At 70.3% G+C, this 14,914-nt stretch carries 8 protein-coding genes; all 8 read right to left on the bottom strand.

Features of this window, described 5'->3' with window-relative positions; translation table 11 throughout:
- Positions 1-194 precede the first annotated feature (194 nt).
- The gene (locus tag IIE03_RS00895) at positions 195-4,076 is read right to left on the bottom strand and encodes a DNA-directed RNA polymerase subunit beta' (protein WP_192860852.1); all 3,882 of its coding nucleotides are present in this window, start codon (positions 4,074-4,076) and stop codon (positions 195-197) included.
- A gap of 60 nt (positions 4,077-4,136) precedes the next feature.
- Positions 4,137-7,649: a DNA-directed RNA polymerase subunit beta gene (gene rpoB, locus IIE03_RS00890; RefSeq protein WP_192860851.1), complete on the bottom strand. Its 3,513-nt coding sequence runs from the start codon at positions 7,647-7,649 to the stop codon at positions 4,137-4,139.
- Between the two features lie 380 nt (positions 7,650-8,029).
- On the bottom strand, positions 8,030-8,422 hold the full coding sequence (gene rplL, locus IIE03_RS00885; RefSeq protein ID WP_192860850.1) for a 50S ribosomal protein L7/L12: 393 nt from the start codon (positions 8,420-8,422) through the stop codon (positions 8,030-8,032).
- A gap of 80 nt (positions 8,423-8,502) precedes the next feature.
- On the bottom strand, positions 8,503-9,033 hold the full coding sequence (gene rplJ, locus IIE03_RS00880) for a 50S ribosomal protein L10 (protein WP_192860849.1): 531 nt from the start codon (positions 9,031-9,033) through the stop codon (positions 8,503-8,505).
- 303 nt (positions 9,034-9,336) lie between these two features.
- Complete coding sequence (locus tag IIE03_RS00875; protein WP_192860848.1) at positions 9,337-11,919, bottom strand: CHAT domain-containing protein; 2,583 nt, start codon at positions 11,917-11,919, stop codon at positions 9,337-9,339.
- 10 nt (positions 11,920-11,929) lie between these two features.
- Positions 11,930-13,384 carry a S8 family peptidase gene (locus IIE03_RS00870; protein ID WP_225997060.1) on the bottom strand — a complete coding sequence of 485 codons (1,455 nt, stop codon included), beginning with the start codon at positions 13,382-13,384 and terminating at the stop codon, positions 11,930-11,932.
- Positions 13,385-13,502: 118 nt separating this feature from the next.
- A complete protein-coding gene (locus tag IIE03_RS00865) occupies positions 13,503-14,054 on the bottom strand; it encodes a peptidase associated/transthyretin-like domain-containing protein (RefSeq protein WP_318842722.1) in 552 nt (183 codons plus the stop codon).
- On the bottom strand, positions 14,045-14,683 hold the full coding sequence (locus tag IIE03_RS00860) for an RNA polymerase sigma factor (protein WP_192860846.1): 639 nt from the start codon (positions 14,681-14,683) through the stop codon (positions 14,045-14,047). Before IIE03_RS00860 ends, IIE03_RS00865 begins: the two co-directional genes overlap by 10 nt.
- Positions 14,684-14,914 lie beyond the last annotated feature (231 nt).

Genomic DNA, 14,914 nt, shown 5'->3' with positions numbered 1-14,914 from the left:
ACACGATCGCGACGAGGCGATCCGCGGAATCTTGCGGCCAGACGGCGCTGGCACGTTGAACAAGGCTACCCGCGGCCTCGCGGGCGGTCAAAACGAAATGACTGTGAGGTCCATGACCTCAGATGCCCGACGGCGGCCGGGACACGTTTCGTACGGAACGTGCCCCGGCCGCCGTCGGACGGTGACATCGTCGGTCAGCGGAAGTCGCCGAAGTCCAGGTCCTCCAGCGGGATCGCCTCGCCCGAGCCCATGCCGAGCGTCGGGAAGTCGATGTCGTCGTACCCGAAGCTCGGGTACAGCTCCGCCTTGGCCTGCTCGGTCGGCTCGACCTCCACGTTCCGGTAGCGGGCCAGACCCGTGCCGGAGGGGATGAGCTTACCGATGATGACGTTCTCCTTGAGGCCCAGCAGCGGGTCACGCCGACCGCTCATCGCCGCCTCGGTGAGCACCCGGGTGGTCTCCTGGAAGGAGGCCGCCGAGAGCCACGAGTCGGTGGCGAGCGACGCCTTGGTGATACCCATCAGCTCCGGACGGCCGGCGGCCGGCTGGCCGCCCTCCGCCACCGCCTTGCGGTTCGCGTCCTCGAAGCGGATGCGCTCGGCGAGCTCACCCGGCAGAAGGTCGGAGTCACCCGAGTCCAGCACGGTCACGCGACGCAGCATCTGCCGCACGATGACCTCGATGTGCTTGTCGTGGATGTCCACGCCCTGCGAGCGGTAGGTCTCCTGGACCTGCTCCACGAGGTGGCTCTGCGTGGCACGCGGGCCGAGGATGCGCAGCACCTTCTTCGGGTCGACGGCGCCCTTGACGAACTGGGTGCCGACGGCCACGTGGTCGCCGTCGTGCACGAGCAGCGTCGCGCGCTTGGTGACCGGGTACTTGATCTCCTCCGCGCCGTCGTCCGGCTTGAGGACGATGTGCCGCGTCCGCTCGGTGTCCTCGATGGAGATCGTGCCGGTGAACTCCGCGATCGGCGCCTCACCCTTCGGGGTGCGGGCCTCGAAGAGCTCCGTGACACGCGGCAGACCCTGCGTGATGTCCTCCGCGGCGGCCACACCACCGGTGTGGAACGTCCGCATCGTCAGCTGGGTACCGGGCTCACCGATGGACTGCGCCGCGATGATGCCGACGGCCTCGCCGATGTCCACGAGCTTGCCCGTGGCCAGGGAGCGGCCGTAGCACTTGGCGCACGCGCCCACACGGGACTCGCAGGTGAGCACCGAGCGCACCTTGACGTCGACGACGCCCGCCGCGACGACGGCCGCGATGGCCACGTCACCGCAGTCCTCACCGGCGCCGGCCACGACGTTCCCGTCCGCGTCGACGACGTCGGTCGCGAACGTCCGGCCGTAGACGCTCGTCTCGACCAGCGGGTGCGGGACCAGCGAACCGTCGTCGAGCTTCTCGGCGACCGGGTGGGTGAGACCCCGCTGGGTGCCGCAGTCCTCCTCGCGGATGATCACGTCCTGCGAGACGTCCACCAGGCGACGGGTCAGGTATCCCGAGTCCGCCGTACGGAGGGCGGTGTCCGCGAGACCCTTGCGCGCGCCGTGCGTCGCGATGAAGTACTCGAGGACGGACAGTCCCTCGCGGTAGTTGGACTTGATCGGGCGGGGAATGATCTCGCCCTTCGGGTTCGCCACGAGACCGCGCATACCGGCGATCTGACGGACCTGCATCCAGTTACCACGAGCACCGGAACCCACCATGCGGAGCACGGTGTTGCGCGAGTCGGACTCGAGGTTCTCGCGCATGACCTGGGCGACCTTGTCCGTCGCCTGGGTCCACAGCTCGATGAGCTCCTGACGGCGCTCGTCGTCGGTGATCAGACCGCGCTCGAACTGCTGCTGCACCTTCAGGGCGCGAGCCTCGTGCTCGTCGAGGATCTGGGCCTTCGCCTCCGGCGCGGCCACGTCGCTGATCGCGATCGTGACGCCCGAGCGGGTCGCCCAGTAGTAGCCGGCGTCCTTCAGCGCGTCGAGCGCCGCGGCGACCTCGACCTTCGGGTACCGCTCCGCCAGGTCGTTGACGATCGCCGAGAGGCGCTTCTTGTCGGCCACGCCGTTCTCGTACGGGTAGTCGACCGGGAGCGTCTCGTTGAACAGGTACCGGCCGAGCGTGGTCTCGAACAGGATCGGCTGGCCCTCTTCCCAGCCCTCCGGGGTCTCGAAGCCCTTCGGCGGCACCAGGTCGTCGATGCGCAGCTTGATCGTGGCGTTGATGTCCAGCTCGTGGCGGTCGAACGCCATGAGAGCCTCCGCCACCGACGAGAACGCCCGGCCCTCGCCGACGGCGCCCGGACGGTCGCTCGTCAGGTGGTGCAGGCCGATGATCATGTCCTGCGAGGGCATGGTCACCGGGCGGCCGTCCGACGGCTTGAGGATGTTGTTGCTGGACAGCATGAGGATCCGGGCCTCCGCCTGCGCCTCGGCGCTCAGCGGCAGGTGGACCGCCATCTGGTCGCCGTCGAAGTCCGCGTTGAACGCGGCGCACACGAGCGGGTGCAGGTGGATCGCCTTGCCCTCGACGAGCTGCGGCTCGAACGCCTGGATGCCCAGGCGGTGCAGCGTCGGCGCACGGTTCAGCAGGACGGGGTGCTCGGTGATGACCTCCTCGAGCACGTCCCACACGACCGGTCGCGTGCGCTCGACCATGCGCTTCGCCGACTTGATGTTCTGCGCGTGGTTCAGCTCGACCAGGCGCTTCATCACGAACGGCTTGAACAGCTCGAGCGCCATCTGCTTCGGCAGACCGCACTGGTGCAGCTTGAGCTGCGGGCCGACCACGATGACCGAACGGCCCGAGTAGTCGACGCGCTTGCCGAGCAGGTTCTGTCGGAACCGGCCCTGCTTGCCCTTGAGCATGTCGGAGATCGACTTCAGCGGTCGGTTGCCCGGGCCCGTGACGGGCCGGCCCCGGCGGCCGTTGTCGAACAGCGAGTCCACGGCCTCCTGGAGCATCCGCTTCTCGTTGTTGACGATGATCTCCGGCGCGCCCAGGTCCAGCAGCCGCTTGAGGCGGTTGTTGCGGTTGATGACGCGGCGGTACAGGTCGTTCAGGTCCGACGTCGCGAAGCGGCCACCGTCGAGCTGCACCATCGGGCGCAGGTCCGGCGGGATGACCGGGACGGCGTCGAGCACCATCGCCGTCGGCGAGTTCGTCGTGGTGAGGAACGCGTTGACGACCTTGAGGCGCTTGAGCGCGCGCGTCTTGCGCTGCCCCTTGCCCGTACGGATGGTCTCCTTCAGCGCCTCGGCCTCGGCCTCCAGGTCGAAGGTCTCCAGGCGCTTCTGGATCGCGGCCGCGCCCATGGCGCCCTCGAAGTACGTGCCGTAGCGGTCCTGCAGGGCGCGGTACAGCAGTTCGTCACCCTCGAGGTCCGCGACCTTGAGGTTCTTGAAGCGGTCCCAGACCTGCTCCAGGCGGTCCAGCTCCTGGTCCGCGCGCTTGCGCAGCTGGGCCATCTCGCGCTCGGCGGAGTCGCGCACCTTGCGGCGCGCGTCGGCCTTGGCGCCCTCGGCCTCCAGCTCGGCGAGATCCTGCTCGAGCTTGGTCGCCCGGGCGTTGATCTCGTTGTCCCTGCGGTCCGTGATCTCCTTCTTCTCGAGGTCGATCTCGTTCTGCAGGTTGGGCAGGTCCTCCTGGCGCGCCTCCTCGTCGACCGAGGTGATCATGTACGCGGCGAAGTAGATGACCTTCTCCAGGTCCTTCGGCGCCAGGTCCAGCAGGTAGCCGAGGCGCGAGGGCACGCCCTTGAAGAACCAGATGTGCGTGACGGGGGCGGCCAGCTCGATGTGGGCCATGCGCTCACGACGCACCTTGGAGCGCGTGACCTCCACACCGCAGCGCTCGCAGATGATGCCCTTGAAGCGCACGCGCTTGTACTTGCCGCAGTAGCACTCCCAGTCCCGGGTGGGTCCGAAGATCTTCTCGCAGAAGAGCCCGTCCTTCTCCGGCTTCAGGGTGCGGTAGTTGATGGTCTCGGGCTTCTTGACCTCGCCGTGCGACCAGGCGCGGATGTTGTCGGCCGTGGCGAGGCCGATGCGCAGCTCGTCGAAGATGTTGACGTCGAGCAAGGTGTCCTACTTCCTCAAAGCGTTCTCGAAAAATCCTGGTGTTCCGGGACGGACCCGGTTTCAGATCTCGTCGACGGTGGACGCCGAGTTGGGGCGCCGGGACAGGTCGATCCCGAGCTCCTCCGCGGCGCGGTACACCTCGTCGTCGGACTCCTTCATCTCGATGGCGGCGCCGTCGCTGGACAGCACCTCCACGTTCAGGCAGAGCGACTGCATCTCCTTCAGGAGCACCTTGAAGGACTCCGGGATACCCGAGTCGGGGATGTTCTCGCCCTTGACGATGGCCTCGTAGACCTTGACGCGCCCGGGGACGTCGTCGGACTTGATGGTGAGCAGCTCCTGCAGCGTGTAGGCGGCGCCGTACGCCTCCAGGGCCCACACCTCCATCTCGCCGAAGCGCTGACCACCGAACTGCGCCTTACCACCCAGCGGCTGCTGCGTGATCATCGAGTACGGACCGGTCGAGCGGGCGTGGATCTTGTCGTCCACCAGGTGGTGGAGCTTCAGGATGTACATGTAGCCCGTCGAGATCGGCTCCGGGAACGGCTCGCCGGAGCGGCCGTCGAACAGCCGCGCCTTGCCGTCCAGGCCCACCATGCGCTCGCCGTCGCGGTTCGGCCGCGTCGTCGAGATGAGGCCGCGCAGCGCGTCCTCCTGCAGACCGTCGAACACCGGCGTGGCGACCGGGTTGCCCGGCTCGCTCGAACGCGCGATCTCGGGCACGTTGTCCAGCCACCCGGCGTTCGGGTCCTCGGCCTCGGAGACGTCCCAGCCCTGCTTGGCGACCCACCCGAGGTGCGTCTCCAGGACCTGGCCGACGTTCATGCGGCCGGGCACGCCCAGCGGGTTCAGGATGACATCGACCGGCGTGCCGTCCGCGAGGAACGGCATGTCCTCGACCGGCAGGATCTTCGAGATGACGCCCTTGTTGCCGTGGCGGCCGGCCAGCTTGTCACCCACGGTGATCTTGCGGCGGTTCGCGATGTAGACGCGCACCAGCTGGTTCACGCCGGCGGGCAGCTCGTCGCCGTCCTCCCGGTTGAACTCGCGCACCGCGATGACCGTGCCGGACTCGCCGTGGGGCACCTTCAGCGAGGTGTCGCGCACCTCGCGCGCCTTCTCGCCGAAGATCGCGCGGAGCAGGCGCTCCTCCGGGGTCAGCTCGGTCTCGCCCTTCGGGGTGACCTTGCCGACCAGGATGTCGCCGGCCCCCACCTCGGCACCGATCCGGACGATGCCGCGCTCGTCGAGGTCGCCCAGGACCTCCTCGGAGACGTTCGGGATGTCCCGCGTGATCTCCTCGGGGCCGAGCTTCGTGTCGCGCGCATCGACCTCGTGCTCCTCGATGTGGATCGAGGACAGCACGTCGTCCTCCACGAGCCGCTGGCTCAGGATGATCGCGTCCTCGTAGTTGTGGCCCTCCCACGACATGAACGCCACGAGCAGGTTCTTGCCCAGGGCGAGCTCGCCCTCGTCGGTGGCCGGGCCGTCCGCCAGGACCGAGCCGACCTCGACGCGCTGCCCCTCGTCCACGAGCACCCGCTGGTTGTAGCTGGTGCCCTGGTTCGAGCGGATGAACTTGTGCACGCGGTAGGAGCCGGTCGTGCCGTCGTCGTTCGCGACGAGGATCAGGTCGGCGGACACCTCGGTGACCACGCCGGGCTTGGTGGCCACGATCACGTCGCCCGCGTCGATCGCCGCGCGGCGCTCCATGCCCGTACCGACCACCGGCATCTCCGAGCGGACCAGCGGCACGGCCTGGCGCTGCATATTGGCGCCCATGAGCGCGCGGTTCGCGTCGTCGTGCTCGAGGAACGGGATCAGCGCGGTGGCGACCGACACCATCTGGCGCGGCGAGACGTCCATGTAGTCGACGTCGGTTGCCGGCACGTCGTTCGTCTCGCCGCCCTTGGTGCGGACCAGCACGCGGTCGGCCGCGAAGGCGCCGTCCGCGGTCAGCGCGGTGTTCGCCTGCGCGATGACGTGGCGGTCCTCGTCGTCGGAGGTCAGGTACTCGACCTGGTCCGTGACGCGGCCGTCCACGACCTTGCGGTACGGCGTCTCGATGAAGCCGAACGGGTTGATCCGGCCGAACGACGCGAGCGAGCCGATCAGGCCGATGTTCGGGCCTTCCGGGGTCTCGATCGGGCACATGCGGCCGTAGTGCGACGGGTGGACGTCGCGGACCTCCATGCCCGCGCGGTCACGCGAGAGACCGCCCGGGCCGAGCGCGGACAGGCGGCGCTTGTGCGTCAGGCCGGCCAGCGGGTTGTTCTGGTCCATGAACTGCGACAGCTGGGAGGTGCCGAAGAACTCCCGGATCGACGCCACGACGGGACGGATGTTGATCAGCGTCTGCGGCGTGATCGCCTCGACGTCCTGCGTCGTCATGCGCTCGCGCACGACGCGCTCCATCCGCGACAGGCCCGTGCGCACCTGGTTCTGGATGAGCTCGCCCACCGCGCGGATACGGCGGTTGCCGAAGTGGTCGATGTCGTCCGTCTCGACGCGCACCTCGACGGGCTCGCCGTTCCGCGTCCCACCGATGGTGTCGACGTCGGCATGCAGGGCGGCGAGGTACTTGATCGTCGCGACGATGTCGGCCACCGACAGCGTCGACTCCGTCAGCGGGGCGTCCGTGCCGACCTTCTTGCCGAGCTTGTACCGGCCGACCTTCGCCAGGTCGTAACGCTTCGGGTTGAAGTAGAAGTTCTCCAGCAGCGTGCGGCCGGCCTCGACCGTCGGCGGCTCGCCCGGGCGGATCTTGCGGTACAGGTCGATGAGCGCCTCGTCCTCGGTGTGGACGTGGTCCTTCTCCAGGGTGTCCAGCACCGACGGGAAGTCGGCGAACTCCTCGCGGATCTGGGCCTCGGCCAGGCCGAGCGCCTTCAGGAGCACCGTGACCGGCTGCTTACGCTTGCGGTCGACGCGCACGCCGACGGCGTCGCGCTTGTCGATCTCGAACTCCAGCCACGCACCGCGCGACGGGATCACCTTGGCCGAGAAGACGTCCTTGTCGCTGGTCTTGTCCGGGGTGCGCTCGAAGTACACGCCCGGGCTGCGCACGAGCTGCGACACGACGACGCGCTCGGTGCCGTTGATGATGAACGTGCCGCGCTCGGTCATGAGCGGGAAGTCACCCATGAACACGGTCTGGCTCTTGATCTCACCGGTGGTGTAGTTCACGAACTCCGCGGTCACGAACAACGGGGCGGCGAACGTGAAGTCCTTCTCCTTGCACTCGTCCGCCGAGTACTTCGGCGGCTCGAAGCGGTGGTTGGAGAACGACAGGGACATCGACTGACCGAAGTCCTCGATCGGCGAGATCTCCTCGAAGATCTCTTCCAGACCGGAAGCCTCCGGGACGTCGTTCCGGCCGCCGGCCTTCGCGGCTTCGACCCGGGCCTGCCAATCGGCGTTGCCGAGCAGCCAGTCGAAGCTCTCGGTCTGCAGACCGAGCAGGTCGGGAACTTCGAGCGGTTCGTGGATCTTGGCGAAGGAGACGCGGCGGGAAGCGGTACGGTTCGCGATGGCGTCGGCGGACGGTGCTGAAGGGGTGCGCGAGGCAGCCAAGAGGGGTCCTTCCCTGCAGTACGGGGTGAACGCTGTACGCTCGGGTGCGGCAGGAAGCTCGGCCGGCTTCACCGGTGGTCCGTGGACACCCCGTCCAGGGGCGTGACCAGGTCGTTCGGGAAGCAGTGTGGCGGCGTCGAGGGCACACGCGGGCGCAAAGCGCTAGCATACCTATTCACTTCAAGTATGTCTACTTGCCGCCTGACGTGCACGCCGAACCGTGGTGGATCCGGAAATTGGTGCGCATCCGCACCGACGCGACAAGACGGCACGAGGCCCGCACCCCGGCATTCCGGGCGTGCGGGCCTCGCGTCAGCGATGACGCCCGACGACGACGCGTGGCCGGCCGGACGATCATCTGCCCGAGGGCAGAGGTCGGCTCACTTGAGCTCGACGGTGGCGCCGGCGCCCTCCAGGGCGGCCTTGGCCTTCTCCGCGTCTTCCTTGCTGGCACCCTCGAGGACCGGCTTCGGGGCGCCGTCCACCAGGTCCTTGGCCTCCTTCAGGCCGAGGGACGTGAGGGCGCGCACCTCCTTGATGACGCCGATCTTCTTGTCACCGGCGGCCGTGAGGATGACGTCGAACTCCGACTTCTCCTCCTCGGCGGCGGCGCCGGCGTCGCCACCGCCCGCGGCGGGGGCAACGGCCACGGCGGCCGGGGCGGCGGCGGTGACGTCGAACTTCTCCTCGAAGGCCTTCACGAACTCGGAGAGCTCGATGAGCGTGAGCTCCTCGAAGGCGGACAGGAGCTCGTCGGTGCTGAGCTTCGCCATGATGGCGTTCCTTTCACTTCAGCGCTTCGCGGGGCGGTGCCCGCCGGAAGCAGGGGGTTGTGTTCCGGTACCACCGCCCGTCAGGCGGCGGCACCCTCCGATTCCTGCTTCTGACGCAGGGCATCGATGATGCGGGCGACCTGTGCGGGCTTGGCGGTGAACGCGTACGCCGCACGGGTCAGCGTGGCCTTCAGGCCGCCGGCCACCTTGGCCAGCAGAACCTCGCGGGACTCGAGGTCCGCGAGCTTCGTGATCTCCGCGGCGGTCAGGGCGTTCCCGTCGAGGACACCGCCCTTGATGACCAGCGCGGGGTTCGCCTTGGCGAAGTCACGCAGACCCTTCGCAGCCTCGACCGGATCCCCGGTCACGAATGCGATGGCGGACGGGCCCTTCAGGTCGGCGTCGAGACCCTCGACACCGGCCTCCTTGGCCGCGATCCCCGTCAGCGTGTTCTTCACCACGGCGTAGGTTGCGTTGCCGCTGAGCGACCGGCGCAGTTCCTTGAGCTGCGCGACGGTGAGCCCGCGGTACTCGGTCAGCACGGCCGCGTTGGACCCGCGGAGCTTGTCCGCGATCTCCGCGACGGCGGCTGCCTTGTCCGGCCTCGCCATGGCAATCCTTCCGGTGGTGGTACCGCCGTCCCCCGGGCGTGAGCCCGGAACGACTCCCTCGGAACGAAAGAAGCCCCGGCGCAGGCGCACGGGGCTCGGAACACATGCGGCCACGAGGGCCGGACGGATCGTCGTCGTTCACCTGCGCAGGCCTCCGCGTGTCAGCGGGACTTCGGACCTTCGCTCCCCGTTCCCGGGCAGCGTCGGACGACCGGCGGTCTGTGGTTACCGCACAAGAGTACACGAGACGCGCGACGACGGCGGCCGGCGCGCACGTGCGCCTCGCCACAGCCCACCGGCGGGTCAGAGGCCCGAGAGGCCCGCGAAGCAGACCAGCGGGACCGGCTGGTCCGCCTCCGCGCAGGCCGCCGCGAGCGCCGCCTCCGGGTCGTCCGTGGTTCGGAGGTGGGCGTGGAAGCGGGGCATGACCTGGGCGGCGAGGGCGTCGGGCAGGGGCGCGACCGCCGCGATGACGGCCCGGGCGCCGAGGCGAAGCAGGACCGAGGTGAGGCCCAGCACTTCTCCCCCCACCACCTCGGAGGAGCCGCCGACCTCGCAGGCGGCCAGCACCACGACGGATCCGGGCAGCCGCATGCCGTCGAGTTCGTGGGCGAACAGGGGGCCGTCGGCCAGCTCGATCGAGGCGAAGAGCGGGTTGTCGGCGTCATGCCGACCGTGGGCGGCGAGGTGGACGACGTCGTGGGTGGCGAGCGCCTCGCGGACGGCAGCGGTGGTCGCCGACCCGCCGGTGAGTACGGTCGCGCCCGGCCACTCCGTGCCGACCGCGCCGGCCTCGCCCGCGCCGTGGGCGACTCCGGGCCCGGCCGCGGCGAGCAGGCGGTGGCCGGTGCCGGGGTGCGCGTCCCGGCGACCGCGCGCCACGTGCGAGTTGACCGACGTACGCCGGCCCTGCCGCGACGGCAGCGCGGTCCACGGAATGCCCAGCAGGGGTTCGCGGGCCACGACGTGCAGGTCGCCATCGGCTCCCAGCGGAGCGATGACGGCGTCGTCCAGCGTCTTGAGGGAGCGTGCGAGGGATGCCTGCGCGGCCGCGCGCAGCGGCGGCGGGATGTGTTCGTTGGCGGCGACGGCGATGTCGGCCCGGACGCGGCGCACGTGCTCCTCGACGGCGGCGGGCTCGCCGAGGTCGAGGAGCACGGCGCCCCGGTCGTCGACCCGGACGGCGCGGAGGCGTCCGCCGAAGACCGCGAAGTTGGCGACGACGGCGCCGCCTCCAAGGGCCCGCACCGTCTCGCGCGCGGTGACGGGCTGGTCGACCTCGGCGTCTCCCGCGTGCAACCACGAGCGTTCCCGCGCCTTGTTCTGGATCGCTCCGGCGCGCCGGGTCAGGTCCTCCCGTTCGGCGGCGTGCTCCCCGTCCGCGGGAAGCTCCCGGGCGCGCCCCAGCAGGCCACGGGCCTCGGCGAGGAGCTCGGCGGCCTCGGGGTCGTCAGGCGGGGTGACACGGCCGGGGCCGGCGAACGTGGAGCGACCGCGTTCCAATGCGTCGAAGAACGCCGTCGGCCGCCCGGTCTCCAGCGCGGCGCCGACGTCCACGAGCGCCAGGTCGACGCCGTGCACGGCCGCAGCCGTCACCGACTCGACCGCGCCGAGCCGCGACCGGTGCTCGGCCAGGAGCCGGAAGCCCTGGCGCACGGCGCGCAGGCCCCGGGCCCGGTTGTGCTCGGCGAAGGCCAGCTGCGCCGCCACGACGAGGCGCTGGATGCGGAAGGTCAGCGGCGTGCCCGGGCCGTCCCGGCCGACGACGTCGAACACCCGGCGTGCGCGGGCGACGTCGCCGGCGAGCACGAGCCAGCGCGCGGCCACGAGCCGGGCGGCGTGGCCCGGGTGATAGCCGAGAAAGGATCCGGTCCCGTCGCCCTCCTCGGCGACCGCGAGCGCCGCCTCCGCCCGGCGGCGGGCCACAGCGGTCGTGGGAGCCTCGAATCGTGTCCCGGCGAGCTCCGCCTCGAGCTCGAGGACCTGTGCGAGCGCCGCCATCGAAGGGTTTCCCGCGTCGGCGAACCGGCGGCTGGCGCGCCGTGCCGTCCGGCGCGCCGCGTCGTACTGGCGGAGGCCCAGCAGGCATCGGGCGTGGAACCATTCGGCCTCGGCGTGGTCGGCGGGCCAGCCCACCCTGGCGAGCTGTTCGACGGCCGTCCTCAGGAGGCGTTCGGCGTCCTCGAGCAGGCCGCTGTCGAACAGCACCTCGGCGCGTGCGAGGAGCGGGATGCCGTCGTCCCGGTCCGGCGTGAGGTCGTGCGACCGCTCCATCGACGCGAGGGCGCCGGGCAGGTCACCCATGGCGTACAGCGCGTACCCGATGTTGCCGAGCGCGAACGAGGTGGACATGAGGTTCCCGGCCTCGGCCGCGTGCATGTAGGACGCCTCGTAGTCGCGCAGGGCGGCCTCGAACATGCCGAGTTCGCTGTGCGCGTTGCCGCGGTTCAGGAGCAGGATCGCCCTCTCCTCGTCCTCGAGCATGTCCGCGTTCTCGCACGCCTCGGAGAAGTGTTCGAGAGCTGCGCGCGTGCTTCCGGTGCGGATCAGAAGAACTCCGCGCTGTGTCTGGACCAGGGTCCTCAGTGACGGATCGGTCGATGCCGTGGCGAGTTCCTCGGCACGCGCACAGAGCTTCATCGCGTCGTCGAGCGAGTCGGTCCGCAGGAGGACCGAGTTCGACAGGCCCAGATGGCCCCGCACGGCGAGACCGTCCCACGCGCGCCGCAGTACCCGGTCGAGGCGATCGACGTCGATCGCCTCGATCTCGTCGAGCACACCACGGAACGCGGCCTCACCGTCGGCCCACCGCGCCCGCTTGTTCAGCTCACGTGCCGCCTTGAGCCGGGTTGCGAGCGACTCGAGATACGTGTCGTCCACCGTCACGGTGTCGGCCCTATGGTGCGGCGACCGGTTCGGGCAGACCCGTCACGGCCTGCACGGCCCGCCACGCCATGGTCACCCGGTGCCCTTCCTGCCCTTCCTGCCGGCGCTCCAGGAGTTCCTGGGCGAGCTCGCCGGCCAGGACTGGCGCGGCGAAGGACGTTCCGCTCCACTGCGCGAAGCCCCCGGTGTAGTCGTCGGGGTCGGTGGACTCCCGCAGCGGGTCGTCGCCGACGAACTGGGGCTGCAGAGGGCCGTCTGCGGTGATCGGCATCGTGCTCACCACCTCCCGGCCGTGCCGCACGCACGTGACCCAGGGACCGTCGTTGCTGAAGTCCGCAAGCGTTCCGTTCGGGTTGGATGCGGCGACCGACAGGATCGGAGGGTACTCCGGGCGCAGATCGCTCGGGTCGAGCGGTTCCACGCGGTCGTCGAGCCGTCGGACATGCGGCGCCCAGGCGGCGGGGAAGACCTCACGGTCGTCTCCGTCGTTGCCGGCCGACACGACGACGAGCACGCCCGCACGGCGTAGATCCCGCAGCACGCCACGGAGGACCCCCTCGTAGTCGTCGTCCTCCACGACCTCCGGGCGGAAGCCCATGGCGAGCACGAGGACGTCCACCGGGGCGTAGCCGTCACCACCTGCGAGGCCGCGCAGGTGGTACTCCAGCAGGCGCTCCAGCGTGCGCGTCAGGTCCCACTCACGGACGAGTCCGTCCGTCGACATCGCCCGGACGGGGAGGATCGCCGCGTCCGGGCACATCTGATGCACGACACCGGCGATGAACGTGCCGTGCCCGGCGTACGGGGTGAGGCCGTCCGGTGTGGTGTCGGGTTCGTCCTCCGTGTAGGTACCGATGGGGCGACCGTCGACCTCGGCGTCACGGATGACCAGCCGATCGCCGTCCAGCCAGGGGTGTGGCCCGATGCCGGTGTCGACGACGGCCACGACGGGACGGCGCATCCCGTTCTCGGTGAGCCACGGAGCCGGACCGTCGCCGAGCAGGCGGCGTGGCGCCGGACCGATCCTGTGGGCGGGCTCCCGGTCGCCGGGGACCGGCAGTCCGCCCCCGTTCCGATGCGCCACCAGGACGTGGTCCAGCCCGATACGCTTCCGTTCGCCGGTGTCGACCCCGGAGGCGATGTCGTCCAGCAGGTCCCACACGTCGCCTTCCTCGCCTGCGACGTGCAGGGCGAGACCCGGTCGTGGCGCCTCGGCGCGCGACGCCGCGCGCTCCAGGCGCTCCTCCTCGAGCTCGAGGTTCCGTGCGGCCGCCCGCTCCCGCAGCAGGTCCAGCAGCGGGTCCGGGTCGTCGCCCGGCGTGGTCCGCAGGATCAGACGGTCCGCCACGTAGCGCGTCGGCGCCAGGGAGACCTCCCGGCGGCAGCGCACCGAATCCGGATCGAGATCCCGGACCGGCCGCCACCCGCCGGTGTGGTCTCGTACGTGCGGGGTCTCGGGGAACATGCTCACAGGGGTCACCTCTCGTTCGTCGAATGCCTTCGCCGCGCCGATGCGGCCTCCCCCAGGCCACTGTGCTGTACGACCTCCCCCCGAGGCCACGAAAATGCGCGCCGGCGCCTCACTACAGTTCGATCACGGGCGTGCTCACCGCTCCGCCGTCGGACGTCGGCCGCCGCACGATCAGGCTCGCCGGGCCCGGCCTCACCGCCGGGAACGAGAAGCGCCCGTCCTCGTCGGCCTCGGTCGTCTCCGGATCCGCGCCCGGCCGGTGCAGCTCGACCGTGTACGACGGCGTCGACACCGCGATCCAGCCGTCCACGCGGATCCGGCCGGCACGCTCGGCGGAGAGCTGGATCATCAGCGTGAGGTCGCCGTGGGTGAAGGAGATCGTCCGCGCCTCGGTCGGTACGCCCTCCGCGGGTGCCGTCGCCGAGCGCATCCCGGCCAACGGCTCGGCCACGTGCACGGCCTCCATCATCTCGGCCTCGAGTCCCGCGAGCGTCGCCGCGAACAGCGACCGCTCGACGAGATCACCGGGCATCGGGTCGATCCGGTCCGCGACGTCGGCGAGGTGCGCGAGGACGGCGCGATCGGCGTCGTCCATCGGCTCCGTGGGTGAGTACGCGAGTTCGTCGTCCCGGATCTCCGGGAGGTCCTCCCCGTTCAGATCCACGCGCCACCCCCCATGCGGTCCAGCTCGGTCCGCAGCTTGGCGAGGCACCGGCCGCGCGTCGCCCCGATGCTCCCGACCGGCATGCCGACCGCGGCCGAGATCATCCGGTAGTCGGGGCGGTCCGCGAGCGAGACCAGGTGCAGCAACTCACGGCAGCGCTCGGACAGCTTGGCGAACGCCGCCCAGAGGATCCGGTCGCGCTCCTTGGCCAGCACCTGGGCGTCCGGGGACGGCGTGGCATCGGGCAGGGCGGCGTGCCGGGTCTCGTCCTCGGGCAGGTCCGTCCGGAGCGCGGCGTCCGCGCGGCCGTTCCGCACGGCGTCCCATGCCGCCCGCCGGGCGGTGGTGAGCAGCCACTTCAGCACCGCGCGCGGCTCCTCGATGCGGTCCGCATGCTTCACGAGCTGCACCCAGGTGTTCTGCACGATGTCGGCCGCCTCGTCGTGGCCCACGCCCTGGGCGCGCACCGTCGCCCACAGCAGCGGGGTCGTCTCCCGGACGACCGCGTCCAGGCGATCCGTGCGGCCCTCCCGGTAGGCGAGCAGCGCATGCGCCGCGCGCTCCCCGAGCGTGGAGCCGGGAGCGTCGTGGGACTCTCGTGCGGACGGAACGTCGCAGCGTCGTGTCATCGCCTCGATGCGGGGTCTCGTCGCCCGCCTACACGGACGTATCGGTTCTGGACCCTGCAAATATACGGGGGCACACCGACACGCACGACGTGCCCGTGCCCTCCTCACCGGTACGCGCACCCGGCATCCACCCCTCTGGGACGTAGCGACGATTCCCTCTCACCAGTACAGAGGGCGTACCGCGAGCTTTGATACATGGCAAAAAAGACGTCGGCCCGCGCCCCGTGTGCG

It is taken from the genome of Myceligenerans pegani, from assembly GCF_014892515.1.
Lineage (GTDB): Bacteria > Actinomycetota > Actinomycetes > Actinomycetales > Cellulomonadaceae > Myceligenerans > Myceligenerans pegani.
The sequence above is the reverse complement of the archived record's forward strand: the minus strand, read 5'-3'. Positions and strand labels throughout refer to the sequence as shown.